We start from the raw sequence: 24,794 nt of genomic DNA, 5'->3' as shown, positions 1-24,794 counted from the left end.
GGCATATGAAAATAAAATCTTAACAATACTGTAATTTATATTTATAATAGAATTAAGGAGGCGATAAATTGACTGTATATAAGTTATCTAAAGAATTAATATTCCCAAATCCTGAACTTTCAGAAGAAGATGGGCTTTTAGCTATTGGAGGAGATTTATCTTTAGAAAGATTATTACTTGCATATTCTAATGGTATTTTTCCTTGGTATAATGAAGGAGAACCTATTTTATGGTGGTGTCCAAAGCCAAGGTTTATTGTAAAACCAAATGAAATTAAAATTTCTAAATCAATGAAAAAAATCATTAAAAAGAAACAATTTACTGTAACTTTTAATAATGATTTTGAAGGTGTCATAAACAATTGCAAATCAATGAGGGAAAATAATGAAGGCACTTGGATTACAGAAGATATGAAAAATGCTTATATAAATTTATTCAAATGTGGATATGCAATGAGTGTTGAAACATATTTAGATAATGAATTAGTTGGAGGACTATATGGTGTTAAAATAGGAAAATGTTTCTTTGGAGAATCTATGTTTTCAAAGGTAAGCAATAGTTCCAAAATAGCATTAATTACTCTGGCAGATAAATTACAACAAGAAGATTTTATATTAATAGATTGCCAAATGCATACTACTCATCTAGAAAGTATGGGAGGCAAATCGGTAGAATGGAATAAATTTCAAGAAATGCTTCATAGAGGAATAATATTATAGGACAAAAGCGAAGGTATTACTCTTAATGCCTTCGCTTTTATATGTTTTATCTAATATTGATTATTTCATTGCTTTTGAAATTTCAGTAAGGTTTATGTAAATATTTAAAAACATATTTCTCTTAAATCTCCATTAAATACTATTATTCATTAGATAATAGTTCTACATAACACTTATCGCAACATAGTTTACAATAAAAGAATATTATCTAGATTATGATCATTTTGTATATTATTGCACATCAAAATTTTCCGATTTAAAATTGCTATAAAACCGTCCTTTATGTGCAGTGAATTTTAAAACGCAATAGTCACGATCAGTTACACCTAAAGGATAATATATTTTATCACCCTCATTCCAAATCATTTCTTTAGTTTCACTATCTTCAAGTACTTCCATAGTCCCTTTTAACATCACACCTCTGAAAAAGCGTTTATCACAAAAGTACACGCTTGCTTTTGGATTTTCTTTATATTGGCTTACTCTCATAGATGAAGTGTTTGTTGTAAAATAAATATCCTTAATTCCTTCTCTTTTTCGTGGTGGTAACATTGCTTTCATATTTGGAAATCCTTCATCATCTATAGAACTGATAAAAGAAATACTTACTTTGTCAATTAAATTACCTATGGTTTTCTCTGCATTTATCATTTTAATATCCCCCTTGTGAATTTAATAGTTATGAACTTTATATTAATTTTAATGCTTCACAACTAAATAGTAAATTACACACTTTTTTGTGGGTATGATAACTTAACTAATCCATAAATCCTTTTGCTCTTAGTACATCCTCCATTCCATTCTCTTGCATAAGCTCAATGCCTATATTTTGCATAATTGTAATAGCTTCAAGCATTTTTTCCCCACGCTCAGTTAAAAAATATTCAACCCTTAAAGGATAACCCTCAAATGTCTTTTTACCTATTATTCCAAAATCTAAAAGTTCTTTTAACTGCTCTATAAGCATTTTTTGATTCACACCATGTATATTCTTTTCAAGGCTTGCAAGTGATGTATTACCAAGTCTTAACTGCCATAATATAATGGGTTTCCATTTCCCCTTTGTAATATCATGTGTCAGTTCTAATGGACAGGTGTATTCTTCTCTTATTTTCAATGTACTCACCTCACAAATTATAAATATACTCTTCACATTAGATATTTTTCCAATAAACCTAAATCAAAATATGTAGGGGTTCTATAATCATCAAAACTACAAAATTTCTTTCATGTAAAGAATACTACATTATCTTTCTCAATATATTTTACATTACTAAATTGTGAAACTCTCCATTTACCAGAGAACATGTCAAAAATCATATGTACTGCACTTTGTGCAACTTTTAATCGCCTGTATTTTCTCATAATAAAGAAATGTCTACAATCTATACCTATTAATGACCTCATCGTCCCAAACTTGCACTTCAATATATTTAAAGGGTAGCTGCTGACCTCTTTTTGAAACACCATTTGGATATCCGTATTTATTGATTATTTTCAGCATTTCATTATACATATAGGTAGTTCTCCTATATTCACTGTCATCATTAACTCTATCGCTGAAATTAGGAAACATATCTCCGTAAGTAAATGAAATTGTCTCTAAGTCAAATTCTGTAATGGGAATTTTTATATATGCACCATCAGTATACCAGGTTCTTATCCAATCACATTCACCTAATGTCATATAATGAGGTACCTTCCTAATTGGTTTCTCACCCTTTGTTATAAAAATCTTTATTTCTCATAATTTTACTCTTGTAACACAATTAACGGTAATGTGTAATTTAATTAGTAAATTTTCGTTGCAGTATTTGGTAATTCCTTGATATGCTTTATAAAATCAAAGCTTCTTTTAGCTTCATCATAATTATAGTCATATTCAAATATTTTACCTACTTTTGGTGCAATCTCTTCAAACAATTCACATGTTGTAATCAATGCATTCCAAGAAGAATCATAATCGCTCATATTAAATGTCTTCATCAATCTCGTCCATACGTCCAAATCTAAATATTCTTTTAAATATTTGTTTGCTTTTCCGATACTTACTTTAAATTCTGTTTGAGCACCCACATGCCAATATAGCATTGTTAATAATTCTTGTCGCACATAACTGTTCAGTACTTCTATTGTAAAAAGAATTTCTTGCCTCCAAAGGCCTTTTGCACAATATGGTGCTACCCACCAAAAATTATTACATCGACTAAAATATTGTCCATATGTAGGTTTTTTCACCCAATAATCCTCATCTGATGGTGCTGGAATTTTTGGTAAACAGTTATCTTTATCAAGCAGTGGAACAGTCAACTTATCAGTTCCGTATTCTTTCATTAACCCCTCCATAGTCTGAATATGCAAGTCAATTCTATTTCCATCTGTAAACTGCATTAAATATCCATACCCATTTTTTAAATCAACATCTCTTCCTTGCATTTTATCAAGCTTATCAGGCTCTTGGAAAATAATCAGTTCTCCAAAAACACTTATCCAACCATCATCACTCAGAAAGGATTCTGTTTCAGTAACCACATAAACAATGTCATAGTCCTGAAAAATATCCTTTTTTATATTAGGATTTGCTCGAGAACCATTCATATAAACAGCTCTAATTTTATCATTTCTATTTGCAACATCTAATATTAAATCAAACATTTCTTTTTCAGTTCGCATAATAACACTCCTTTTTTCACTCCATAACTTAATTGTTAATAATTTAATTCACCATTCTAATATTTTGTATAATTGAAATATTATGATCATAATTTACGCAATCCATTAACCCTTATATCATCTAATTCTTCAGCAGTTAATGTTCCTGCTTCATACAACCTTAAATATTCTTTAGATATAGGGCTATCAAAAATCAATATATCATCAGAATTAATTGTCACATCAATGCCTGCTTTATAAAACGCCTTAATTGGATGTTCAGCCAATTTTGATACTCGACCTAATTTAATATTACTGGTGGGCACAATATTTAGCCGTATATGGTTGTCCACTAAATATTTAATTACTTCGGGAGATTCAGCTGCCGAAATTCCATGCTGAACTTCATCTAAACCTAAAACATGCACACCTTTTTGAACATCTTTTGCAATTCCCCATTCTCCAATATGTGCTTTTAGTTTTAATCCTTGTTCCTTAGCTTTCTTATAAATAGACTGAAATTTTCTAAGAATGAATATTCGTTTAAGAAAATTTTCAGATACAGATTATGCTTTGATTTCGACTATGTGCTCTATTGTATTGGGTAAATTCATAATTCTTTCTTTTAAAAAGAGAGGATATATATGTAAATTTTTAATGTCTTCTAAAGGCTTCCAAGTAAACATAAGGGTATGTTTTCCCCCTTCGTTCATAACAAATTCGTTACCCATTTGAAGAATATTTTCATCTTTCAAATGCAGCAAATAATATAATCCTAATTCATCAAATTTCTCACCACTTTGTTCCTCATTAAAGAAATTTTCAACTATCCAAAGCAGTCTCTCTACATTTACATCTATTTCTACCTCTTCTTTAATTTCTCTTATTATTGCATCTTCACTTGTTTCATTCATTTTTACTCTACCACCAGGAATATAATAATATGGAGAATTTTCATCTTTCATTATAAGTAATTTATTGTCATGAATTAAAATCCCCGTAACTCTATAATTAAAGCGACCAATTTCTGTTTTAAATGCAATATCCATTAATTCCTCTCCAATCAAAGACATATAAATAATCTTTACTTAATAACTATCTACTGTTGTGACACATTTTCTACAAAGTTGTAGTAACTACAAAACGTTAACTATCCTTAATTTTTCGAATCATCAACAGTGGTGCTTAACGCTTGCTTATATTATATTTCTCAATATTTACATCTGTCACATATTCTTCTTTCAATAACTGCAATTTTTTGTAATGTTCCGTCTTACCATGCATTGATTGAGCTACATCATTCACCCACATTTCCATTAGAAATAGTTTATCCTCGGATTCAACTTGGAAAAAGTACTCATATTTGATATTTCCAGGTTCTTTCCTTGAATCCTTAACAATCCTCATTTCATTTACCTTATTAAAAAACTCTTCTCTTTTTCCTTGTTTTATTGTGTAAGTCACATTAACTAATAGACATTCGTTCATTTTATTTATAGCAGCTTCATAACTTACTGTCCTAACAACTGCGAAATATTTGCCAAATTCTTCTGTCCATAAATCCATTTCTTCTTCAATTTCATTTACTTCATTTATGATAAACGCAACATATTTACAATCTGTCTTAGACATTGCCGGAAGTAGCTCTGAAAATCCCCACTCCACATCTTCTTTATCATCTTCAAACCCATTTCTTGCATCTACCACAAATTTACTATTTGGATATTTTTCCAATAAACCCAAAGCAAAATATGTAGGGGTTCTATAATCATCAAAACTACAAAATTTCTTCCATGTTAAGAATACTATATTATCTTTCTCAATATATTTTACATTACTAAATTCTGAATCAAATTCTAATTTACTGTTCATTAATAAGCCTCCTATTTTGTATTTAAGTTGTAATTAGAAATCTTCTATAAAGTTTTTATATACCATACATCGCAAGCATAATGTTCTGTTTCAACTAATGGTTTTTCTAATCGAATAAATTTATGCTTATTATAAAATTTATTGGCTGCCACCATATTTGCAAAAGTTTCAAGATAACATTTTTCATAATACTTTTTCGCAAATTCTAAAGAAATTTTTAATAATTCATTTGCAATTCCAGTACCTCTCACTTCTTTTAGAGAATACATTTTCTGTAATTCACATATATTTTCTCTATTAGGTAAAGGACCAATACCGCAACCAGCTACTATTTTATTATCCTCTTCAACAACCCAATATTTAGATTTTTCATTTTGATAAACTTGATAAAATTTCCCCAAATTAGGATCTTCCCATGCACAACCTGGTTTATTTGCTTCAAATTCTATTAAACAGGTTCTAATAAGGGACTCCACTTGTTCATTATCTTTTTCTTGTATTTCTCTAATTATCATAAAGTACCTCCATTTATCTCTTATAAGTCCATAATGAAATTATTATACCACAACCTATAATCCATAATAAAAAGTTAAATAATCCTTCTTTTGAATCATTTTAAGAATATGCTTTTCTTATTTATTTGCAATTCATTTGACGATAGATGAATAACTAATTCTTCAATAGCAGAAATACTAGCGAAGATACAAATTGTATACATAATCACTTCTGATTGGAGAAAAGCAAGTGATAGCGGCAATGTAAATAGTACAAGCCCCGTAATTTTATTTCCATAAGTATGAAGCATCTCAAAAGTTTTATACTTTACAAATACCACCATCATTGACACAACTCTAATTACTCCTATGATAAATATCCAAAGAATTATTTGAACTGTCAGACTCATGATTGGATATAGTACAATCATCAGTACCACTAGCATTATCAAATCTGCAACAGAGTCAATGTTATCACCCAATTTGCTTGTGGTGTTTGTCTTCCTTGCAATATATCCATCAAAAATATCACTAATTCCACAAATGAAATATATCGTAAAAAACTCTATACTTAATGGTTTTACTAAAAACAATGTAATGGCAATAACCATCCTCGAGATTGAGATATAATTTGCTATTAACTTCATTACATCAGCCCCTGTCTATTTAATATTTTATTTATTAATATATCTGTATCCTTATAAAAATATCTATCTTTCATAAATTATTCCTCTTAAAAAAGCTATAAAATTAGAGTTAATTGACTACAACTTTATACCTTAGAATAATTTTTTCTACTTTTAAATTTTTACTTTTGAACTATATAATCAATATATCCTTGTTTAACTTTTTGTCCCTCATAAATTCTTTCTATAATTCTATTTTCTTTAAATAAAATTTTCATATCTTTAAAGTGAAGTTCTGCTTCATTAATGTCATAGTATGTATGAATAACTTGTTCTCCTCTTTCTATCTGCAAAAATTCATTTTCTCCTAGTTTATCTCCTTCACCATACCCACTGTCATATAATGAAAGAAAATTTATGCAACATAATCCTCCAGGTTTTAGGACTCTCTTAATTTCATTCACAGATTTTGTAATATCTTTCTTTGTCATATGAAAAATAGAATTGTAAGAATAAATATAACTTATGCTTTCATCTTCAAATAGTAATTCTCTTATATCTCCTTTAGAAATATTCAGTTCAAGACCGAATTTTTCTGAAAATATTTTGGCTTTTCCTATTTGTGAATCGCTGATTTCAATTCCGTATGTTTTATATCCAAACTCTGAAAAAATAGCAAGTGGTGGACAATCTCCCCCTGCTCCGCAATCTAATATATTTTTTTCCAAGTCATATTCATTGCAATAATTTAAAAATCTGTATAACTGTGGTTGTTTAATTAAAAATGTCATGTAATTTCCCTCCATATCTTAATTATTACATTTTTATAGAAAAATGTGTGGTAGAAAAAAATACAACTTTGTATTTACTTATTGTTTATTATATTACTGTATTTATCTTCATTCTTTTTCCATTTTATAAATAAAGATATTATATATATAACAATAAAAATTATGAATAAATCAAAATTCTCTATTAGTTTATGAAATTCTTTACCTTGAATTAGAAAAATTAAGCTTGCAAATATCCAATATACTATACAATATATTGTACTATTGATTATAATATATTTTAATCTTCCATTTCCCCTTTTTTTAGACCATTGTTGAATAAACCTCTCATTATTTCTCAAACCAATTCCTCCTATAACCATATTAGACTAGTTACAATTTATATCTATATATCTTCAAAATTATTTAATACATCATATACCATTGTGCATTAAAATATTATTTATTTATATTTTAACATTTTATAACCATAAAAGAATAATATTCCTAATTATATTAAACATTATTTTTAACTCGTCTCACTATGTACTCCCCCCCTAAAGTTTGACAAAATGCTAAAATTCTTTTCTCAATTTATTTCCGAACTATTCTTTATCAAAAATCCACCTCTTAATCACCTTTTCCAAAAGCTCTTGAAGCCCTTTATCCCTCTAACTTTAACCAACTTTTCTCTTTTCTATTTTCTTCATCAAAAAAGAGCTAAGGCATAATATTGTACCTTAACTCTTGGATTCATTTTGGTTAGTCATTCGTTTCATTTCATTTTTTCTTTATTATTGGGTGTTGCTGTTTTGGACGATGTAGTTTCAATTTATTTAAAGTTTAAGCAGTTTGTTCAATATTTATTGGTTCAGTTCAACCATTTACTATTTCCCCACCATTAATATGTATAGTTTGACCTGTAATGTATGAAGCACATTCTGAAGCTAAAAATACATAAGCTCCTGCACATTCAACGGGTTGCCCTGCTCTTCCCATTGGAGCTTTTGATCCATGCTCCGAAGTCTTTGTTTCATCAAAACAAGATGGTATAAGTGGTGTCCAAATAGGTCCTGGTGCAACAGCATTTACTCTTATTCCGGTTTTTCCTTTTGCAAGTGCTGTTGATAGACTTCTTGTAAATGCAACAAGTGCACCTTTGGTCATTGAATAATCTATAAGTGTTTCATTGCCCAAATAGGCTACAACTGAAGTTGTATTTATTATACATCCTCCACTTTTCAAATGATTCATTGCAGCTTTTGTCATATAAAAAGCACCATATACATTGGTTTTAAAAGTTCTATCAAATTGATCATCAGGCAATTGCTTAATATCAGTGCATTCATATTGAACAGCAGCATTATTAACTAATATATCAATTTTCCCATACTCACTCATAGTTTTTTCTATAACACTTTTACAAAAATTCACATCACCAATATCTCCAGATATGAGAGTACATTTTCTACCTATTGCATCTACTAATTTTTTGGTTTCTTCTGCATCCTTATGTTCATTATAATAAACAATCACTAAATCTGCGCCTTGATTTGCATATGCTATAGCAACAGCTCTACCGATTCCACTATCACCACCAGTAATTATAGCAACTTTATTATTTAATGTATTACCCTTTTTATTATAAGTTGGATCATCGTATATTGGAGTTGGATTCATTTCATACTCAAATCCCGGATGCTTGTTTTGATGTTGCTTGGGAAAAGATGTTGGAAAATTCATTTTAATTCCTCCTAAGTTTAGGGAGGTTCAATAAATAGCAAGTCAGTATGCTAGTATATTTGACTTGCTATTTACTTTCACCTCCCTTATATATTTTTCTATACATTAGTCTTTACTATATATATAAAATTATTTATTGAAATTAAAATAAAACTCCTACTAATATTAAAGAAAACACTTAATTTTTCTTTAATATTAGTAGGAGTTTATATAGATAAACAGATGCAAAGTTTTACTTATACCATGAATATATATCCATAATTAGAAATCAATAATACTCTGTTGTGCAGTGTTTCATTAGGAATTTTGATGGTTGTGCTTCTTAGATTGTAAGTTGTTCCAAAACGCTTGTTCAAAGCTTGCCTTTGAAGCAAGCATTTTGGGTACAACTTGCGATCTTAGAAGAACCCATCAAAATTCCTTAGAAACCGAAACAACAGAGTATTATTGATTTCGGCGGGTTATATCCATAAGTACGATTTTCACTGTGTTTATCTATATTAATCTACTCTTTCTATTGCAATACCTACAAGACCAGGTCCAGTATTTACTCCAAGTGCAGGTCCAATTGTTCCAGCAATTGTACATTCTACTACATTAGGAAGATCTTTTATTGCATCATATAAACTTTGAACTTTATCCATTCCATATCCATCTAAAATCCAGGCTTTATATTTCCCTTTTTCTAAGTACCCTTTAAATATTTCAATCAATTTGGATACAGATTGCTTTGAACCTCTAGCTTTTGCAGCAGTTCTATAAGTTCCATCATCTGCTACTGTTATAATAGGTTTAAGATTTAAAAGTTCTCCAATAGTTCCTGCAACTCTACCTATTCTACCACCTTTTTGTAAATATTCTAAAGTATCTATAGTAAAAAATAAATCTATTTTTTCTCTATATACGGGCAATAGTTCAGTTATTTCTTTAAATGATTTTCCTTCACTAATTAATTTTGCAGTTTCAAGTACCATTGCACCTTCTGCCATAGTTAAAGTTTTAGAATCAAAAACAAAAGTCTCAAGCTCCGGAAAATCTTCGCAAACTAATCGTACCGCATTATATGTACCTGAAAAAGCAGCTGATATGGTTATTATAATTGCATGAGTACACCCTTCTTCTATTGCTTCCTTAAAGATATTAGTCATTTTTTCTATACTAGGTAATGAAGTTGTAGGTATTTCGATTTTTAGACGTTCGTACATCATTTGTGGAGTTATATCTATTCTATCTTCATATTCTCCATCAGAATATATAACCTTAAACGGTAATAGTTTAATTTTATTTTTCTCTAACAGTTCAACACTTATATCTGAAGCACTATCTGTTATTAATGCTATTTTTTCCATTGTAGTCCCTCCTACATAAAATTATCTTATAATCATTATATCATTCTTGGTATGTTTATCAATAGTTGTTAAATATAACTATTTAATTATAACACCAAGAAGTCTTGCAAGTTCCACTGCTTGAAGTTGTGAAACTATAGCATCTTTTAATTCGCTTCCTGTTAATGCTATTTCAGATATATCACTATCTGTAAAATCTATTTGTTTAAGAGGAGTATTCGTAAATTCAGAACTACTTATATCGCATTCTCTAAATGCTACCTTATTAAATTTGCATTCTAAAAATATAGTTCCTTTCATATTACATTCTTTAAAATTTATATTCTTCATTTTACAATATCCAAAATTCGAGTACCTTCCAAGAACTTCTTCAAAAAGAACATTTTGAAGATTACCTTCAGTAAAATTAGTGCCTATAAGCTTACACCCTTTAAATTCAACTCTATGTATACTTGAGTCTGAAAAATCAATATTAGATAAATCACAATTTTCAAAAACTACATCTAATAAATCTATATTTCTGAAAGAACATTCGTTAAATGTAACATTTACAAAGTGACAACCATTTATCTCTATTTTTTCTTCATTTATATAGTCTAAGCTAATATTTTGAATTAAACTATTTGATATATATCTTTCATTTATTAATTCATCCTTAAAATCTTTATTTTCTTCCAATAAATTTTCTAATTTAGGTTTCAATATTTTATTTAATTCTGCCATATGTAATTTCCCCTTGCTAAAATAATTTGATATTAATTTACTAAAAATCATATTAATCTATTATATCAAATAAATCACAACGAAGTTAAATTTATTGTTCAAAGTAATGCATTATATTTATATATAAAGGTAAAAGCTTTTAAGCAAAACAAGTATAGGTGGATAATCCCACCTATACTTGTTTATCATTTTCCAACGATATATTAAAAAATATACTATTTTTTATAATATTCTTCAACTTTTCCCCAATCAATTATATTCCATATGTTCTTAACATATTCTGCTCGTAAATTTTTATATTTCAAATAATAAGCATGTTCCCAAATATCTATAGCTATTAGGGGAATAAATCCAAAACTAAGCGGTGTATCTTGATTTAAAGTGCTCATGATTTTTAATTTTCCATGTTTATCTTTAACTAACCATCCATATCCTGAACCAAATTGATTTATAGCTGCCGCGCTTACTTGTTCTTCTAATAGCTCTAATGATTTAAAAGTTTTTATTATTTCTTTTAACAATTTTCCTTCAGGGCATTTTTTCGGATGAGGACTAAGAATAGAAAAATACAAATTATGATTTGCTACTCCACCACCTTGATTTATAACAGCTTGCCTAATTCCCTTAGGTATTTTATTTACATCTGAAAGTATTTCTTCTAATGTTTTTCCTTTTGTAAATTTTTCATGTCCTTCTAGAACAGTATTTAATTTATTTACATACCCTTGTAAATGCTTATTATAATGTATATTTACAGTTTCTTCATCAATATATGGTTCTAATGCATTGTATGAGTATGGTAATTCTATTTTGTCATACTTCATATATTCCCCCCCAAGTTAGTAGTTTTTAAATTACTATCCTATTATAATATGATGAATATTTAATATTGCTACTATAATTTTTTTATGCAGAAATGTTTTTTTCATCACCAGATACCACTTCTGTGTCACATACATTCCTATTATTATTTAATTCTGCATTTCCACATACTTTGCCCTTATGAGATACTATTACATTATCATAAATTACAGCTGTATCACATACTACTGCATCATCACATACATGTACATTCCCTAATAATCTTACATATCCGTATATTTTTGCATTCCCTGATAATATTACATTACCGCCTACAACAGCTTCATTAAAAACAAGTACATTATCACATACTCTTGCATAACCTATTAGTTTTGCATTATCATATATACTAGCTTTCCCTGATATAATTACATTATCACCTATTTCAGCATTATCACTTACAATTGCGTCATCATATATTCTAGCTTTTCCTGATATTTTTGCTTCTCCTGCTATAACTGCATTTTGAGAAACTTTTGCATCATCAAACACTTTTGCATCATCATAAATCCAGCAGTTTCCCTCTTGAGATAAGTTATTTATATCTTCAACATATCCACCAACTTCTCCCTTTTCAATATCACTAAAACTTTTTAGAGCAATAATTTGATATAATCTTTTCCCGGCTGAATCTCCATCGATAAATTTTTCACTTAAAGTATATTTGTTCATAATAATTCCTCCTTAAAATATATAATCTTTTATATTAATTAAACTTTTTACTTATATATGTTGCAATTAACAATGTACAATTGTTAATGAAATGAATAATCATTTTTTTAACATATATATTTTAAATTAATCTATATATATCAATCAACATATTTTTGTACTCCAAGTACAAATTTAACTTAATTTTATTATATCACTATTATGAAAAATGTAAATATTTATAAAATTATTTAATTTTTATAATAAAAATAAGACAAGACCACACATAAACAAATTAAGTGTGAGTCGTGTCTTCATTATACTTTATTTTGAAACATATTATTTCCTCTATTTCACTTTATAGCACAAACTTATTAATTACGATTTCTCCATCCTCTTTCATATAAGCTTTTACATTTTTACCTGGAGTATCTAATGTCTTGCATCTATTCCCAAAGCAGAAAATTGTGTTACTATATGCTATATTTGCAGTTATTACTCCATCTTTTAAAACTTCTAATTTGGTAGTTACTCCAGCAGGACTTCCTACTGTTCCAAGTTTTATATTACCTCTTGCGGATATTGTTCCACCTCTTGCAACTGCATCAGCTCTTATAAAAATTATATCTTTAAATGCTGTTAAAGTAGAAACATATTCTCCTTTATCGCTTATAATTATACTTCCTGTAGCTTTTACTATAGAATCCTGGCAATATGGCAAGTTAATATCTGCTGAAATTATCAAATTATCTTCCAACAAATCTATTTCATTCTCTATTAATTCCTTAAGAATTTCCAAATCATTTAAAGAACTTATTTTTAATATATTTAACCCCATCATTTTATTTCTTATAAAATCAGCTAATTCACTACTTTCACTATCTATACAAATATTATGTGTTATTATTCCTAATGAAAGCTTTGGTATATTTTTATATCTACTTTCAATTAGAATTTTCACTAATTCAGAAATCTTTCTAGAACCCTTGCTAGACTCATTTAATTTATCAACTGCACTAATAAGTTTAACAATATTATCTTTATATTCATTTAACTTGTCTAGGTATAATTTCTTTTCCATATCAACTTGTCCTGTTAAAATTGTTGATTTTATTGCATTTCCCCTTATATTAATTCCATCTCTTGCTATAATTGTTGCTACATCAACATTCTTTCCAATGGTTAATAACCTACCAGATTTAACAGTCATCCCCTCTTTAACGTTCCCTGAAATATTAACATCTCCAACAAAATATATATTACCAGATTTCATATCAACATCTTGAATTTTATACATATTATTTACACATATAACTCCATTTTTTGAAGATGGTCTACCTGTTTTAGTTGCAATTATTTTATTTCCTTCAATTTTGCATCCTTCGCCTATTTTTATTGGTCTATTTCTAATAGCTTTTTTCTTCAAAATTTCACCACATACATTTTTACCATCTTGTCCAATTACTCCTGGTATTATTTCAGCGAGAACTTGACCTTCTTCTATATTAGAAATATAGTTTATATTTTTGTAATCTATATTTTCTTTTGAATTTACATCTATAATGTTTTTTTCTCCAATATCAAATAATATTTTCACTTCACTTATAGTGTCATCTATAGCAATCGTCCCTTTAGCTATTAAAACATTTTCATTTCCACCTAAGACACAAGTTTCTATAAGCTTTTGATATATTATTCCGTCAGTAATTTTATTTATTCGCAATAGTTCTTTAATTTCCGTAACTGTGTATTTTTTAGGATATTCACCTGGAATTTTTATAGCTTTAAGAGCTAAATTTCTATATGTTGGTTTATCCTTAAGTTTATATGTGTATTCAGGTATATATTCTATACATATATAGCCTTCCATTTTATCTTTTGAAATGGAAACTGTAACATTCCTAGAACATTCTGTTTTATCACTTTCATATTCAATTTTATCATATTCAGTTATAGGATATTTCATATTTTCACTACAGCAATTTCCATTAATGAAAATCTTAATTCCGGTGCAAGGTTTAATTGTTATAGATTCCGAATTTTCCTGTTTTAAATTTTCAGTAACTATTATTTTCCCATTTTCAACTCTTGCTCCTATTTGATTCACTTCATCATCTAAAGAGTCATTAGAATTTGATGAATCTATTTCAGTTCCAATAACTTCTATTTGAACTTTTTTACCCATTAATGAATCTTTCTCTTTTATTATTTTATAATCTATTTTATCTTTTGTAACATTTAATTCTTTAGACGCATTTTCTAAACATTCATCTAAAGATTTTCCTGAAAACATTAAATTCATCATCATCATAATTATCAACCCCTTATAATTGTTATTTCCTCTATTATATCATTAAACGATTACATTTAATACTTTATTCTACATCTAACTCCATTTTTTTACAAAAACAAAAGCTTATTCATTATCAAAATAAGCTTTTCAATAAAACATATAGATTTTTATTTACTAAGATATAGTTTTTTCAATAGTTCGGATTTGCTTTTTTATATTATTAATTATTTTTGATAATATATCATATGTTTTTGTACTTGTATCATTTATATTTTTAACTAATCTACCTTGTATATCAATAAACAAAGAATATGTGTCTTTAGCTAAATTTAGTGAAAATTTCAAATAATCTTTACCATTTTCTATATCTGAATGATATATTTTAATATTAAATTCATTTATTAAAAAAGATATCTTATCATATATTATTATATCTATTTCTTCAAATTCAGTATCTCTTATTTCATCTTCAAGCTCATGATAATACCTGATTATTTCATCTATTTGATTACATAGTACTTTGGACATTAAAATTATATTTGCTTTTGCTTTATTTTCTGATACAACCCTTTTAAGTATGATTTTTCTCCTGTTTTGAATATCTATAGCTTTATTAATAATGTCTAATACATTGTATCCCATATTATTAATCAATCTTCTTTCTTACAAATTTTTATAACTTTTGGGGTAAAAACTAAAGTGAAATTACTACTTATCAAATAGTCCTCCACCATTTCCAACTTTAACGCCTTTTGAAGCTTCCCTTCCCATAACTTTTGATGCTCTCCCTATAATTTTATCAGCTTTTTTATTGTTTTTAGAATTATTTCCTTTTTGTTTTTTTTCTTCTATTAACTTTTTCATCATTTCTATATTCTTTTCATTCATTTATATATCCCCCACTTATAATTATTTTTTATGCTTTAACGCTTTTTTTGTAACTATTCTTTATTGTGAATTTATTTATCATCTTATAGTCTATAATTCACAATTTTTCCTTTCATCAATCGTATCATATTACCATAATTAATCATCTTGAAAATTTAAAGTTACATTATATCTATCAAAACCAATTATAGTATTATTAAATACTTCTTTTGAATTATCTAAATATACTTCTGGATCATTCATAGCAGTACTAAAATGTGTTAATAGTAAATTTTTAACTTTTGCATTTTGAGCCATGGTTGCGGCTTCTCTAAAAGTCATATGTTTATTTTTTATTGCCTTAGGTAAATCATCATCATTTCCATAAGTTCCTTCACATATAAAATAATCACTATTTTTAATAAATTTATTAATTGCTTCAATTGGTCTTGTATCTGTTGTCATACTTATTTTTATACCTTTTCGTGCCTTTCCCATAACCATATTATCTAAATATTCTATACCTTCAAAAACAATCTTTTTTTCATTCTTTTGTAATCTGCTCCATAAAATTTTAGGCACGTTATTTTTAATAGCTTTATCTACATCAAATTTAGGTTGCCTTTGAAAATCGAAACTATATCCTATACAAGGCGTAGAATGATCTAATTCTAAAGTTAATATTTTTGTATTCCAATTCACATATTCATTATGTATCTCAAAAGGTTCTTTGGGATTTTCTATTATGTTAATCTCATAAGGTAACCAATTTGCAATTACTCTCAATTTATTAACAGTATCCTCTATCCCCTCTGGTCCTATTATTGTAAGAGCTTCTGTTCTCCCACTATTTCCTATAGTTCCAAGTAATCCTGGAAGCCCTACAATATGATCACCATGAATGTGTGTAATGCAAATAATATCTATAGTTTTAAATCCTGCATTTGCCATTCTCATAGATACTTGTGTTCCTTCTCCACAATCAATAAGTATCTTTCTTCCATTATAACTTAATAACACAGCTGATAAAAAACGATTTGGCATAGGCATTCCGCCTCCACATCCCAATAACAGCAAATCAACCATTACTTAATACTCCTTTCTTACAATTATTTGTTGCACTTAGATATTTCTAATCATAATTTAATCTTATTCATCAATAATATACATTTTTCATTATCATTGTAACATAATTCTCTATTTTATAAATTTATTGTAATAACCCCATATTATGTTATAATATTGCAGTAATTTAATTTAGGGGGTTTAATTTCATGGCAAAAACAAAAAATTGGGAATTAACTGTGGATGGTATTGAATATAATGTTGAATTTTACAGAAAAATCTTTTCAAGAGGCTTACGAGTAAATGGACAAGATATTCCGCTTCAAAAATCAAAAACACTGGGTACTACAAGTGAAACACATTTTCTATTAGGTTCAAAAAATGCCATTTTGGTTATTATTGGAAATAAAATTGATGTAGCTCTTGATGGCAAATACATTGATTCCGGCAATGATTATGTGCCAGTTGCCTCTATGCCTAAATGGGCATGGATTTTTATTATATTAAATGGATTAGTAATTATCGGTGGAGGAGCTCTTCCTTTCCTATTAGCATTTTTAGGAGTTACTATATCTATAAGAACTAGTATTTCCGCTAAAATGAAGTTTATTCCAAAACTTTTAATTTGTATTGTTATTACTATAATTAACTATGCACTTATTTTTACTATTATAGAACTAGCAATAGCTGCTAGAGGTGGCAATTTTTAAAATCAACTTTTTATATTTCAGATAATATCATTTATGATTAATACATATGTATTAATCATAAATGATATTAAATTGACTTGTTATAATTAACAAGTCAATTTTTTTAAGAATATTTAAATAAAAAAATAAGTAGTCATATATTTCAGTGTACATTATTTTTACAACACACATATCTTTTGTTTTATTGTGTTGTTCTTCCACTATGCAATAACATTTTACCTATAACCTTTTTAGGTTTTTCATTATTTTTAGTATTCTTTCCTTTTTGTTTCTTTTCTTCTATGAGCTTTTTCATCATTTCTATATTTTTATCGTTCATATTTCTTCCTCCGCTTAAAATTATTTTTTTGATTGTGCCTTATGTAATAGTGCGAAATGATTATATCATGAATTTAAAATGTTTATCTACTTTTCCATAAGTAATTTATTTTTTGCATGTCTTCCTTATTATTAATCATACTAAAATAAATATATTTTGATTGTGCATAATATCTATAAATAAAAGAATTCTGTAATTGTACGTATTGCTGATGTTTATCACGCAATGATATCTGATAGATCACTGAAATAAGGGTCATACATTTGTTACGGTTTGCTCAAAATTCACCATATCACAAATTATGACCCTTATTTCTAATTTAATATATATTTTCAAAGTATAAAATCTATTTCAAACTTGACTATCTATATTTAAAAATTCTTAGCAATTTCTTTTGCTTTACTTATTGAATCTTCTATTATTTTATTTATATCTTCACCTGCAACATCCAATTTTTCTGCTGCAATAGTTTCTACATCTTTAATACCAAAGAAATTAAGCATTGCTCTTAAATATATTCCATCCATTTCATATGGAGTTCCTGAATATGCTCCACCTCTAGCTGCTATATACACAGCTTTTTTGTTTTCTAAGAGCCCTACTGCCCCTTGCTGTGTATATTTAAATGCAATTCCTACTACACTTACATAATCAATATATGCCTTCAATATTGCCGGAACACTTAAATTCCACATTGGTGCTGCAATAATGTATTTATCAGCCTCTGCAAATTGATATGCATATTTTAGTACTGGATGATTTCTACTTTCTTCATTTTTAGGTCCAAATACAACCCCTAAATCTTCTCCTTTTAAAAAGTCTATTTTTTCTTTATATAAATCTAAAGTTATAATCTCATCATTAGGATTGTTTTTCTTGTATTCCTCTATAAAACTATCTGAAACTTTAAAAGTTCTTGATTGTCCTTCTGGTTTTGCGTTTGCTTTAATATATAATATTTTACTCATATTTATCTCTCCTCTTAATATCTCGTGTAGCATATGCTAAACGGATTGATTTTACTTGTTTTATATATACGATACATATATTTTATGTATTTTATAATTAAATTATTTTATCATTATACTGTTTACGCTTTTTTCATCTCTAATACTAAGAAATGAGAATTTTCTTTTGCTTTAATTTTAATATTTTCTTCTACAATCTCTAAAGCATCTTTTTGATTTAATTCTATACCATTTATTATAGAGTTTCCTTCAATTTGAACAAGATAAGCTTGCCTATCTTTTTCTACATTTAAGGATTCTTCATTATTCTTATCTAAATAAATTGCATAAATATTAACATCTTGATGAATCTTAACTGGGGCATTACCTTCAATACTTGAAACCATATGAAGCCATTTATTCTCTCTATCACTCCAATTAAATTTGTTTTCTCCATAGTTTGGCTTATAATCTTTTTTATCTGGATAAATCCATATTTGAAGTGATCTTAAAGTTTCATCACCCAGATTATATTCACTATGATAAACCCCTGTACCAGCACTCATATATTGAACTTCACCTCTAGATAATTCGCCTGTATTACCCATACTATCTTTATGAGTTATCTTTCCATCAATAACGTAACTTACAATCTCCATATCATTATGAGGATGCATAGGAAATCCTGTTTTTCCTTGTATTAAATCATCATTTATAACTCTAAGTTTTCCAAAATTAATATTTGAAGGATTATAATACTCTGAAAATGAAAAATGAAATGAACTTTTTAGCCATCCAAGATCACTTTTCCCCATATTTTTATTATCTATCTTTTTTAACATAATATACACCTTCCTATTTATCACTAATTAGTGATATTCCTTTAAAATTTTTAACGTCTTTAAACGTCCCTAAATTTTTTTAATATTTTTTTTAATTCTAATTTTTCTTCAATTGTTAATATATCAAAAATACTATTTATATTATCAACATGCTTTGGAAAAATCTCATCCATAATCTTTTTGCCTTTATCTGTTATAGATATTAATATTGATCTTTTATCTTCTGGATCTGAATTTTTACTAACAAGTCCGTCCTTCTCTAAATTTTTTATCACTACAGTAACATTTCCTGAAGTTGTTAATATTTTTTCTATTATCTCACATATCTTCAAATCACCCTTACTATAAAGGACTTCCAAAACTGCAAATTGAGAATTAGTTAATCCACCTGCTTTTATTGTTTCATATTCTATTTTGTGAATTTTTTGTTCTGCTCTCGTAAGGACAATTAATGTAGATAAATTTAAATTTGTTTTATAATTGTTATCTTTATCTGATTCATATTTCTTATCCATGAATTAAATTTATCACTAACTAGTGATAATGTCAATATACATTTTTTATAATCTAATTTCTAAAATCATCAATATTTTCTTCAATTATCTTATCTGGATACAATGCATCTACAGAGTCATCTTCTATTAATTTATAATATCTAGTTGAATAGCTCACATTAAATTTACTATTTGGCAAATTAAATCTTAATATTTCTCCATAACAATTTGGTTTCCCACCTGTTGGTTCACCAATAAGTATTGCATTACATTGATTTTTTAATTCATATGCATTTAAAAGTCCTGAGGAAAATGTCTCTCTTCCTATAATTACATTTAAGTTTCCTTTTTCACTAATATCCTTATTGTTTTTTAAATATTCTATTAGAGGCTTTAATAATAATGAGTCTCCACCAAGATTATTTCTTAAATCTATTGTTACTTTGCTTATATTATTCTTTTCTATGTAATTTATTGTACTCCTTATTTTATCTTTTAAAGGAATCCCATTTTCTCTACAGCTATTATATTTTATATATAATGATTTATCTTTATCTATATATTTAAACCAATAATTTTCCTTAGATTTTTCTCCATATATTGGCACATTCATATTATCTATGTAATTTAGTTCATTTAACTTTACAGTTTCTACTTCTATTATCTCATTTTCTACTGTAATTTTTATCTTATTTTTATCATCACATATTAATAGTCCATATAAAACATCTGCAGCTTGCAAATATTTTACACATTGTGCTTTAAGAAAATATTTGTTTTCATGAGAAATTATTTTAGCTAACTCCCTAGTTACATCTTCTATTAATAAATCTTCAATTGCAGTTACTTTTTTATATAATAAATTTTCATAACCTTTACTAACAGCAGTAATATATATACCATCAGAAAAGCAATAAAATCGTAGTGGCATATATCTTTCAACTGGAAAGTATATAGATGTATGAGCGTCTTTTACCATAGCCACAAGTCTACTAAGTTCTACTTTCATTTCATCATAATCTAAGTTATTAACACTTAACTTTAATTCTAAAACTTTCTTTTCGAATTCTTTTTGATCTACATTGAAAAATAAATTTTTATGCTTTGTTATTAATGATTTTTTTAAATAATCTATATCTTCCGTCCATCTTTCTTCCCAATTCTTATTCATAATTGTTCCTTTCTTTTTTTAAGGCACATGAAAATAAATAACAAGTCCAAAATAGGCTGACAAATGGGCTTGTTATTTTTTTGATTGTGCCTAATTAGATATAAAAAACACCTAAGCTTTTAAACTTAAGTGTTTTGATAATACTAAATATTATGCTTCTACTTTCCATAATCCATGCAAATTACAATATTCATAAACTACTGCATTTCCCTTATCTACAAAAACTGCTTGTGGTTTTTCTCCTGGTGACAATGAAACTCTTTCTGTTCCTTTATCTGAAACCACTGCAATCCATTCTATATAATGTTCTTCTGTCATTGGATGTTCGACAGATCCTACTGTTACATATATCTTTCCATCTTTTCTTTCTACAACTGGAACATGTTTTTCTTGTGCTGCATCTGTAGAGTTAGCTTCAAGCTTAGTCATGTTTTTGCCACAACAGACTAATTGGCCTCCTCCATTTTTAATAAGACCTACAATATTTCCACATAATTCACAACGATAAAATGCTACCATAATATAACCACCTTTCTCTATAATATATACATTATAGCATATATTTTATTAAATTTATCACATTAACTGTAATCATTTACTTTTATTTTTCATACTTCTTGACATAATATATATTTTTAGGTAATTTACTGTTATTTTCATATTTATAATTCTTAGAATTTATTTACACATATAATAAACATTTTTTGATAAACTAGTTCTAAATCCTAATATTGTACATATAAATAAATTTATGGTATAGTTTTAAATGTTATTGGGTAAATATCAAGTTATTTTAAGGGGGAAATTTTTATGATTAATAGATCTGAATTAAAAAGCCATGCCAAAGATGAATTAAGAGGAAAATGGGGACTAGCTGTAGGTGGATTTTTTCTTGCAACGCTTATACTTGAAGTAGTTGGACAAGGGCTTAACATTATATCTGGTAAATCTTTACCACTAATATTAATCTCATTTTTAGCTACAACAATTATTACTGCTGTAATGAGCGTTGGAATGTGTAGATTTGCATTGAACTATGCAACTAATGGTGGAACTCCAGCTATAGAAGATCTCTTTTCTGGATTTAAAGTTATACTAAAAGCATTAGGGGTTTATTTTCTAGTGTTAATAATTATAGTTATAGGATTCATTTTATTAATAGTACCAGGTATTATACTTTCATTTATGTTTTCACAAGTATTTTATATTTTAGCTGATGATAACAGTAAATCAATTATTGATTGTTTAAAGGAAAGTGCAGCTATGATGAAAGGATACAAATTTAATTACTTTGTACTTTCATTAAGTTTCCTAGGATGGCTTATACTAGGTATTATTCCATTATTCATTGGATTACTATGGGTAATTCCTTACATGAACGTAACAATGGCATCTTTTTACTTAAATATTAAGAATAATTACTATGCTGTTACTGAAAACACTAATTCAGAATTTTAGATTAAATAATTAAAGATTTTTAAAGAGACTTAATCATGGTTACCCAACATGATTAAGTCTCTTTTTACTCCTCTCATGTGTCGAACCAATTCTTACTTTTTAGCTCTCTAAGCAATTCATCTACAATATATTCCGAGCTTTCTACCTATAGCCTTTTAAAAATATTTATAGGTTATAAGGCTTCTCCAGCTTTAAGTGTAAAGTAAAATGAACTACCTTTGCCTACAGTACTATCTACCCATATTTCTTCACCATGTGCTTTTACAATTTCTTTGCATATAGCAAGCCCGAGCCCCGCGCTTCCAGTTGAATCTCCATTCTTATCTTTTATTTGTATAAACTTTTCAAATATTAACTTTTGATATTTTTCTTCAATGCCTTCTCCATTATCACAAACAGATACTAGTATTGTATTGTTTACTTCTCTTGCTTTTATTTCTATAATTCCTGTACCATCGGTTTTAGTATATCTTAAAGAATTTCCAAGTAAATTTGCTATTACCCACGATATTTTATTCATGTCTCCTTTTGCTTTTCTTACTATCCCATTAGTATCAATACTTAATTCTATATTCTTCTCTTCAAGTTGAATTTTAAATGCTCTTTTAACTGCATATATAACCTCATTTATATCTATATCTCTTATCTCCATCTCAATCTTCCCAGATTTCATCTTGGATAAATCCAGTAACTCACCAACCAAATCATCTAATTTATCACTGTCTTCTTTTATTATTGTTAATAATTCTATTTCATCATCACTAATATGTGACTTTTTATCTAGAAGTAATCCAACTGCCATACAAATTGATGTTAAAGGAGTTCTAAATTCATGTGATACATTGGATATAAAATCTGTTTTCATGTCATCTAGTTCTTTAAATTTAGTTATATCTTGCATAATAGTAACAGTTCCTAAATTCTCACTATGCTTAAACCAAATAGGATTTGTTGTTATTCTATAATATGTTTTATCTTCAGTATCTCCAATTTCTATATCTTCAAATGGTTTATACGCTTCAATGGAATTACGTGCCTTTTGTATCATATTAAATATATTTTCTTCTTTAATTCCTTCTAAAAATTGCCTATTAATTACCCTTTTTTCTTTTATATCAAATACTCTTTCAGCACATTTATTTAACATTATTATTTTATTTTCATAATCAGTAACTATTATTGGTGACTTAATGCTTTCCATTATTGCTTCTGTTCTTTGCTTTTCCATTAATATCTTATTTAGATTTAATCTATCATATTCTTTCAATTTCTCTACCATGCTGTTAAAGCAATCTAATATAAAATTAATTTCCTTTCCTCTTTTTAATGGAATTTTATATTCATAATTTCCTTCTGATACTTTATTAATTCCAATTGCTAAGTCCTCAATTGGATGTATAATTTTTTTAAGTAAATAGCTTATTATAGAAATACCTATTATAAGTACAACTCCAGCAATACCAAGTGTACAGTATCTAGCCGTAATTACTAATTTTTTTGATTTTTCCTTCATATTAATCATTGACTTCTGATTAATATCTAAAAGAGTATTGCAGTTTTCTTTTACATCTTTAAATAGTGGAAAAACAGTACTATAATAATATTTACTTCCTTCATTATCTCCTTGATTTTTTTTAATACTTATTAATACTTTTATATTATCTGTATAATCAGTATAATTTTTTTCAATTAAATCTATAGCTTCGTGTTCTCCTTCTTCTGTAATATTATTTTTAGCCTTCCCTAACCATGCTAAAAAATTAGTATGATTTAATTCATACTCAGGTGAAATTTCTAAATTATTCTCAAATATAAAAGAAAGTTCTAAACTGTCCTGTCTTTCTAATGAATCATTCATATTTTGTGCATAAACTACGCTATCATAATTAGCATGCATTATTGAATCTATGGATTCTTGTAATTTATCAAAAAAATTAATTGATACAAAACTATTGCCTATAATTAATGATATAAATACTATTATGATTAGAAGAATCTTTAATTTTATGCTCTTTATCATATTTATCCCCCCCTATAACATACTATTTAAATTATATTATACCTTATAGCAAGTTATCTAATGTCCATAATACTTTATTAATTTATAATCCATGCTTTTATTGACTGTTATCTTAAATCTCCTTCCTAATACGTATGTTTTTGTTAAT

General features: G+C 27.3%; 31 protein-coding genes and 1 pseudogene. 3 read left to right on the top strand and 29 right to left on the bottom strand.

Annotated features, from left to right (window positions below):
• The first annotated feature begins 68 nt into the window (after positions 1-68).
• Complete coding sequence (gene aat / locus psyc5s11_RS11760) at positions 69-719, top strand: leucyl/phenylalanyl-tRNA--protein transferase (RefSeq protein ID WP_224037761.1); 651 nt, start codon at positions 69-71, stop codon at positions 717-719.
• A 231-nt stretch (positions 720-950) separates the two neighbouring features.
• Here aat and psyc5s11_RS11755 read toward each other — a convergent pair whose 3' ends face one another.
• The 22 genes and pseudogenes from psyc5s11_RS11755 to psyc5s11_RS11650 form a co-directional block, all read right to left on the bottom strand.
• Positions 951-1,370: a pyridoxamine 5'-phosphate oxidase family protein gene (locus tag psyc5s11_RS11755; RefSeq protein ID WP_224037760.1), complete on the bottom strand. Its 420-nt coding sequence runs from the start codon at positions 1,368-1,370 to the stop codon at positions 951-953.
• 106 nt (positions 1,371-1,476) lie between these two features.
• Positions 1,477-1,836, bottom strand: coding sequence for a winged helix-turn-helix transcriptional regulator (locus psyc5s11_RS11750; RefSeq protein WP_224037759.1), 360 nt, complete (start codon positions 1,834-1,836; stop codon positions 1,477-1,479).
• Between the two features lie 110 nt (positions 1,837-1,946).
• Positions 1,947-2,084, bottom strand: coding sequence for a hypothetical protein (locus psyc5s11_RS11745; protein ID WP_224037758.1), 138 nt, complete (start codon positions 2,082-2,084; stop codon positions 1,947-1,949).
• Between the two features lie 13 nt (positions 2,085-2,097).
• Positions 2,098-2,406 carry a hypothetical protein gene (locus tag psyc5s11_RS11740; RefSeq protein WP_224037757.1) on the bottom strand — a complete coding sequence of 103 codons (309 nt, stop codon included), beginning with the start codon at positions 2,404-2,406 and terminating at the stop codon, positions 2,098-2,100.
• Positions 2,407-2,510: 104 nt separating this feature from the next.
• The gene (locus psyc5s11_RS11735; protein WP_224037756.1) at positions 2,511-3,392 is read right to left on the bottom strand and encodes an aminoglycoside 6-adenylyltransferase; all 882 of its coding nucleotides are present in this window, start codon (positions 3,390-3,392) and stop codon (positions 2,511-2,513) included.
• Positions 3,393-3,478: 86 nt separating this feature from the next.
• Positions 3,479-3,904, bottom strand: a complete 426-nt coding sequence (locus psyc5s11_RS11730) for an amidohydrolase family protein (RefSeq protein ID WP_311196446.1) — start codon at positions 3,902-3,904, stop codon at positions 3,479-3,481.
• Positions 3,905-3,937: 33 nt separating this feature from the next.
• Complete coding sequence (locus psyc5s11_RS11725) at positions 3,938-4,420, bottom strand: NUDIX hydrolase (RefSeq protein WP_224037755.1); 483 nt, start codon at positions 4,418-4,420, stop codon at positions 3,938-3,940.
• 136 nt (positions 4,421-4,556) lie between these two features.
• A complete protein-coding gene (locus psyc5s11_RS11720; RefSeq protein WP_224038182.1) occupies positions 4,557-4,859 on the bottom strand; it encodes a putative quinol monooxygenase in 303 nt (100 codons plus the stop codon).
• A gap of 6 nt (positions 4,860-4,865) precedes the next feature.
• Positions 4,866-5,243, bottom strand: a pseudogene (locus psyc5s11_RS11715) (hypothetical protein); the annotation flags it as partial.
• Between the two features lie 44 nt (positions 5,244-5,287).
• Positions 5,288-5,758 carry a GNAT family N-acetyltransferase gene (locus tag psyc5s11_RS11710; RefSeq protein WP_224037754.1) on the bottom strand — a complete coding sequence of 157 codons (471 nt, stop codon included), beginning with the start codon at positions 5,756-5,758 and terminating at the stop codon, positions 5,288-5,290.
• A gap of 95 nt (positions 5,759-5,853) precedes the next feature.
• Positions 5,854-6,384 carry a CDP-alcohol phosphatidyltransferase family protein gene (locus tag psyc5s11_RS11705; protein ID WP_224037753.1) on the bottom strand — a complete coding sequence of 177 codons (531 nt, stop codon included), beginning with the start codon at positions 6,382-6,384 and terminating at the stop codon, positions 5,854-5,856.
• A 161-nt stretch (positions 6,385-6,545) separates the two neighbouring features.
• Entirely contained in the window at positions 6,546-7,154 is a 609-nt protein-coding gene (locus psyc5s11_RS11700) for a class I SAM-dependent methyltransferase (protein WP_224037752.1), read from the bottom strand.
• Between the two features lie 74 nt (positions 7,155-7,228).
• On the bottom strand, positions 7,229-7,495 hold the full coding sequence (locus psyc5s11_RS11695; protein WP_224037751.1) for a hypothetical protein: 267 nt from the start codon (positions 7,493-7,495) through the stop codon (positions 7,229-7,231).
• A gap of 514 nt (positions 7,496-8,009) precedes the next feature.
• Positions 8,010-8,876 (bottom strand): SDR family oxidoreductase, encoded by an 867-nt coding sequence (locus psyc5s11_RS11690; protein WP_224037750.1) that lies wholly within the window; start codon positions 8,874-8,876, stop codon positions 8,010-8,012.
• A 500-nt stretch (positions 8,877-9,376) separates the two neighbouring features.
• Positions 9,377-10,225: a DegV family protein gene (locus tag psyc5s11_RS11685; RefSeq protein ID WP_224037749.1), complete on the bottom strand. Its 849-nt coding sequence runs from the start codon at positions 10,223-10,225 to the stop codon at positions 9,377-9,379.
• A gap of 78 nt (positions 10,226-10,303) precedes the next feature.
• Entirely contained in the window at positions 10,304-10,948 is a 645-nt protein-coding gene (locus tag psyc5s11_RS11680) for a pentapeptide repeat-containing protein (protein WP_224037748.1), read from the bottom strand.
• 215 nt (positions 10,949-11,163) lie between these two features.
• The gene (locus tag psyc5s11_RS11675) at positions 11,164-11,772 is read right to left on the bottom strand and encodes a superoxide dismutase (protein WP_224037747.1); all 609 of its coding nucleotides are present in this window, start codon (positions 11,770-11,772) and stop codon (positions 11,164-11,166) included.
• A gap of 82 nt (positions 11,773-11,854) precedes the next feature.
• The gene (locus psyc5s11_RS11670) at positions 11,855-12,481 is read right to left on the bottom strand and encodes a hypothetical protein (RefSeq protein WP_224037746.1); all 627 of its coding nucleotides are present in this window, start codon (positions 12,479-12,481) and stop codon (positions 11,855-11,857) included.
• A gap of 337 nt (positions 12,482-12,818) precedes the next feature.
• Positions 12,819-14,771: a flagellar assembly protein A gene (locus psyc5s11_RS11665; protein ID WP_224037745.1), complete on the bottom strand. Its 1,953-nt coding sequence runs from the start codon at positions 14,769-14,771 to the stop codon at positions 12,819-12,821.
• A 156-nt stretch (positions 14,772-14,927) separates the two neighbouring features.
• The gene (locus psyc5s11_RS11660; RefSeq protein ID WP_224037744.1) at positions 14,928-15,407 is read right to left on the bottom strand and encodes a hypothetical protein; all 480 of its coding nucleotides are present in this window, start codon (positions 15,405-15,407) and stop codon (positions 14,928-14,930) included.
• A 54-nt stretch (positions 15,408-15,461) separates the two neighbouring features.
• Entirely contained in the window at positions 15,462-15,641 is a 180-nt protein-coding gene (locus psyc5s11_RS11655; RefSeq protein ID WP_224037743.1) for a hypothetical protein, read from the bottom strand.
• A gap of 138 nt (positions 15,642-15,779) precedes the next feature.
• Positions 15,780-16,706 (bottom strand): ribonuclease Z, encoded by a 927-nt coding sequence (locus tag psyc5s11_RS11650; RefSeq protein ID WP_224037742.1) that lies wholly within the window; start codon positions 16,704-16,706, stop codon positions 15,780-15,782.
• Between the two features lie 188 nt (positions 16,707-16,894).
• Between psyc5s11_RS11650 and psyc5s11_RS11645 the strand changes: the two genes are divergently transcribed.
• Positions 16,895-17,395, top strand: coding sequence for a hypothetical protein (locus psyc5s11_RS11645; RefSeq protein WP_224037741.1), 501 nt, complete (start codon positions 16,895-16,897; stop codon positions 17,393-17,395).
• A gap of 181 nt (positions 17,396-17,576) precedes the next feature.
• Here psyc5s11_RS11645 and psyc5s11_RS11640 read toward each other — a convergent pair whose 3' ends face one another.
• The 6 genes from psyc5s11_RS11640 to psyc5s11_RS11615 form a co-directional block, all read right to left on the bottom strand.
• Complete coding sequence (locus psyc5s11_RS11640; protein WP_224037740.1) at positions 17,577-17,714, bottom strand: hypothetical protein; 138 nt, start codon at positions 17,712-17,714, stop codon at positions 17,577-17,579.
• A 371-nt stretch (positions 17,715-18,085) separates the two neighbouring features.
• The gene (locus psyc5s11_RS11635) at positions 18,086-18,682 is read right to left on the bottom strand and encodes an FMN-dependent NADH-azoreductase (protein ID WP_224037739.1); all 597 of its coding nucleotides are present in this window, start codon (positions 18,680-18,682) and stop codon (positions 18,086-18,088) included.
• Between the two features lie 122 nt (positions 18,683-18,804).
• A complete protein-coding gene (locus psyc5s11_RS11630; protein ID WP_224037738.1) occupies positions 18,805-19,503 on the bottom strand; it encodes a pirin family protein in 699 nt (232 codons plus the stop codon).
• Between the two features lie 59 nt (positions 19,504-19,562).
• Positions 19,563-20,018 carry a MarR family winged helix-turn-helix transcriptional regulator gene (locus psyc5s11_RS11625; RefSeq protein WP_224037737.1) on the bottom strand — a complete coding sequence of 152 codons (456 nt, stop codon included), beginning with the start codon at positions 20,016-20,018 and terminating at the stop codon, positions 19,563-19,565.
• A gap of 52 nt (positions 20,019-20,070) precedes the next feature.
• Positions 20,071-21,168 carry a S41 family peptidase gene (locus psyc5s11_RS11620; RefSeq protein ID WP_224037736.1) on the bottom strand — a complete coding sequence of 366 codons (1,098 nt, stop codon included), beginning with the start codon at positions 21,166-21,168 and terminating at the stop codon, positions 20,071-20,073.
• A 150-nt stretch (positions 21,169-21,318) separates the two neighbouring features.
• Complete coding sequence (locus tag psyc5s11_RS11615) at positions 21,319-21,687, bottom strand: desulfoferrodoxin (RefSeq protein WP_224037735.1); 369 nt, start codon at positions 21,685-21,687, stop codon at positions 21,319-21,321.
• Between the two features lie 291 nt (positions 21,688-21,978).
• Here psyc5s11_RS11615 and psyc5s11_RS11610 point away from each other — a divergent pair, with 291 nt between their 5' ends.
• Positions 21,979-22,626, top strand: a complete 648-nt coding sequence (locus psyc5s11_RS11610) for a DUF975 family protein (RefSeq protein ID WP_224037734.1) — start codon at positions 21,979-21,981, stop codon at positions 22,624-22,626.
• 172 nt (positions 22,627-22,798) lie between these two features.
• Here psyc5s11_RS11610 and psyc5s11_RS11605 read toward each other — a convergent pair whose 3' ends face one another.
• Positions 22,799-24,646, bottom strand: coding sequence for an ATP-binding protein (locus psyc5s11_RS11605; RefSeq protein ID WP_224037733.1), 1,848 nt, complete (start codon positions 24,644-24,646; stop codon positions 22,799-22,801).
• Between the last annotated feature and the right edge of the window lie 148 nt (positions 24,647-24,794).

Source organism: Clostridium gelidum (assembly GCF_019977655.1).
In the GTDB taxonomy this organism is placed as follows: Bacteria; Bacillota; Clostridia; order Clostridiales; family Clostridiaceae; genus Clostridium; species Clostridium gelidum.
This window is presented reverse-complemented; position numbering and strand designations above follow the sequence as displayed.

Bases quoted from the DNA above. Each gene is read 5' to 3' on its own strand.
- psyc5s11_RS11755 (WP_224037760.1), bottom strand. From the start codon at position 1,370: ATGATAAATGCAGAGAAAACCATAGGTAATTTAATTGACAAAGTAAGT.
- psyc5s11_RS11745 (WP_224037758.1), bottom strand. From the start codon at position 2,084: ATGAGAAAATACAGGCGATTAAAAGTTGCACAAAGTGCAGTACATATG.
- psyc5s11_RS11740 (WP_224037757.1), bottom strand. From the start codon at position 2,406: ATGACATTAGGTGAATGTGATTGGATAAGAACCTGGTATACTGATGGT.
- psyc5s11_RS11735 (WP_224037756.1), bottom strand. From the start codon at position 3,392: ATGCGAACTGAAAAAGAAATGTTTGATTTAATATTAGATGTTGCAAAT.
- psyc5s11_RS11725 (WP_224037755.1), bottom strand. From the start codon at position 4,420: ATGGATATTGCATTTAAAACAGAAATTGGTCGCTTTAATTATAGAGTT.
- psyc5s11_RS11720 (WP_224038182.1), bottom strand. From the start codon at position 4,859: ATGAACGAATGTCTATTAGTTAATGTGACTTACACAATAAAACAAGGA.
- psyc5s11_RS11710 (WP_224037754.1), bottom strand. From the start codon at position 5,758: ATGATAATTAGAGAAATACAAGAAAAAGATAATGAACAAGTGGAGTCC.
- psyc5s11_RS11705 (WP_224037753.1), bottom strand. From the start codon at position 6,384: ATGAAGTTAATAGCAAATTATATCTCAATCTCGAGGATGGTTATTGCC.
- psyc5s11_RS11700 (WP_224037752.1), bottom strand. From the start codon at position 7,154: ATGACATTTTTAATTAAACAACCACAGTTATACAGATTTTTAAATTAT.
- psyc5s11_RS11690 (WP_224037750.1), bottom strand. From the start codon at position 8,876: ATGAATTTTCCAACATCTTTTCCCAAGCAACATCAAAACAAGCATCCG.
- psyc5s11_RS11685 (WP_224037749.1), bottom strand. From the start codon at position 10,225: ATGGAAAAAATAGCATTAATAACAGATAGTGCTTCAGATATAAGTGTT.
- psyc5s11_RS11680 (WP_224037748.1), bottom strand. From the start codon at position 10,948: ATGGCAGAATTAAATAAAATATTGAAACCTAAATTAGAAAATTTATTG.
- psyc5s11_RS11675 (WP_224037747.1), bottom strand. From the start codon at position 11,772: ATGAAGTATGACAAAATAGAATTACCATACTCATACAATGCATTAGAA.
- psyc5s11_RS11670 (WP_224037746.1), bottom strand. From the start codon at position 12,481: ATGAACAAATATACTTTAAGTGAAAAATTTATCGATGGAGATTCAGCC.
- psyc5s11_RS11665 (WP_224037745.1), bottom strand. From the start codon at position 14,771: ATGATGATGATGAATTTAATGTTTTCAGGAAAATCTTTAGATGAATGT.
- psyc5s11_RS11655 (WP_224037743.1), bottom strand. From the start codon at position 15,641: ATGAATGAAAAGAATATAGAAATGATGAAAAAGTTAATAGAAGAAAAA.
- psyc5s11_RS11650 (WP_224037742.1), bottom strand. From the start codon at position 16,706: ATGGTTGATTTGCTGTTATTGGGATGTGGAGGCGGAATGCCTATGCCA.
- psyc5s11_RS11645 (WP_224037741.1), top strand. From the start codon at position 16,895: ATGGCAAAAACAAAAAATTGGGAATTAACTGTGGATGGTATTGAATAT.
- psyc5s11_RS11640 (WP_224037740.1), bottom strand. From the start codon at position 17,714: ATGAACGATAAAAATATAGAAATGATGAAAAAGCTCATAGAAGAAAAG.
- psyc5s11_RS11635 (WP_224037739.1), bottom strand. From the start codon at position 18,682: ATGAGTAAAATATTATATATTAAAGCAAACGCAAAACCAGAAGGACAA.
- psyc5s11_RS11630 (WP_224037738.1), bottom strand. From the start codon at position 19,503: ATGTTAAAAAAGATAGATAATAAAAATATGGGGAAAAGTGATCTTGGA.
- psyc5s11_RS11625 (WP_224037737.1), bottom strand. From the start codon at position 20,018: ATGGATAAGAAATATGAATCAGATAAAGATAACAATTATAAAACAAAT.
- psyc5s11_RS11620 (WP_224037736.1), bottom strand. From the start codon at position 21,168: ATGAATAAGAATTGGGAAGAAAGATGGACGGAAGATATAGATTATTTA.
- psyc5s11_RS11615 (WP_224037735.1), bottom strand. From the start codon at position 21,687: ATGGTAGCATTTTATCGTTGTGAATTATGTGGAAATATTGTAGGTCTT.
- psyc5s11_RS11610 (WP_224037734.1), top strand. From the start codon at position 21,979: ATGATTAATAGATCTGAATTAAAAAGCCATGCCAAAGATGAATTAAGA.
- psyc5s11_RS11605 (WP_224037733.1), bottom strand. From the start codon at position 24,646: ATGATAAAGAGCATAAAATTAAAGATTCTTCTAATCATAATAGTATTT.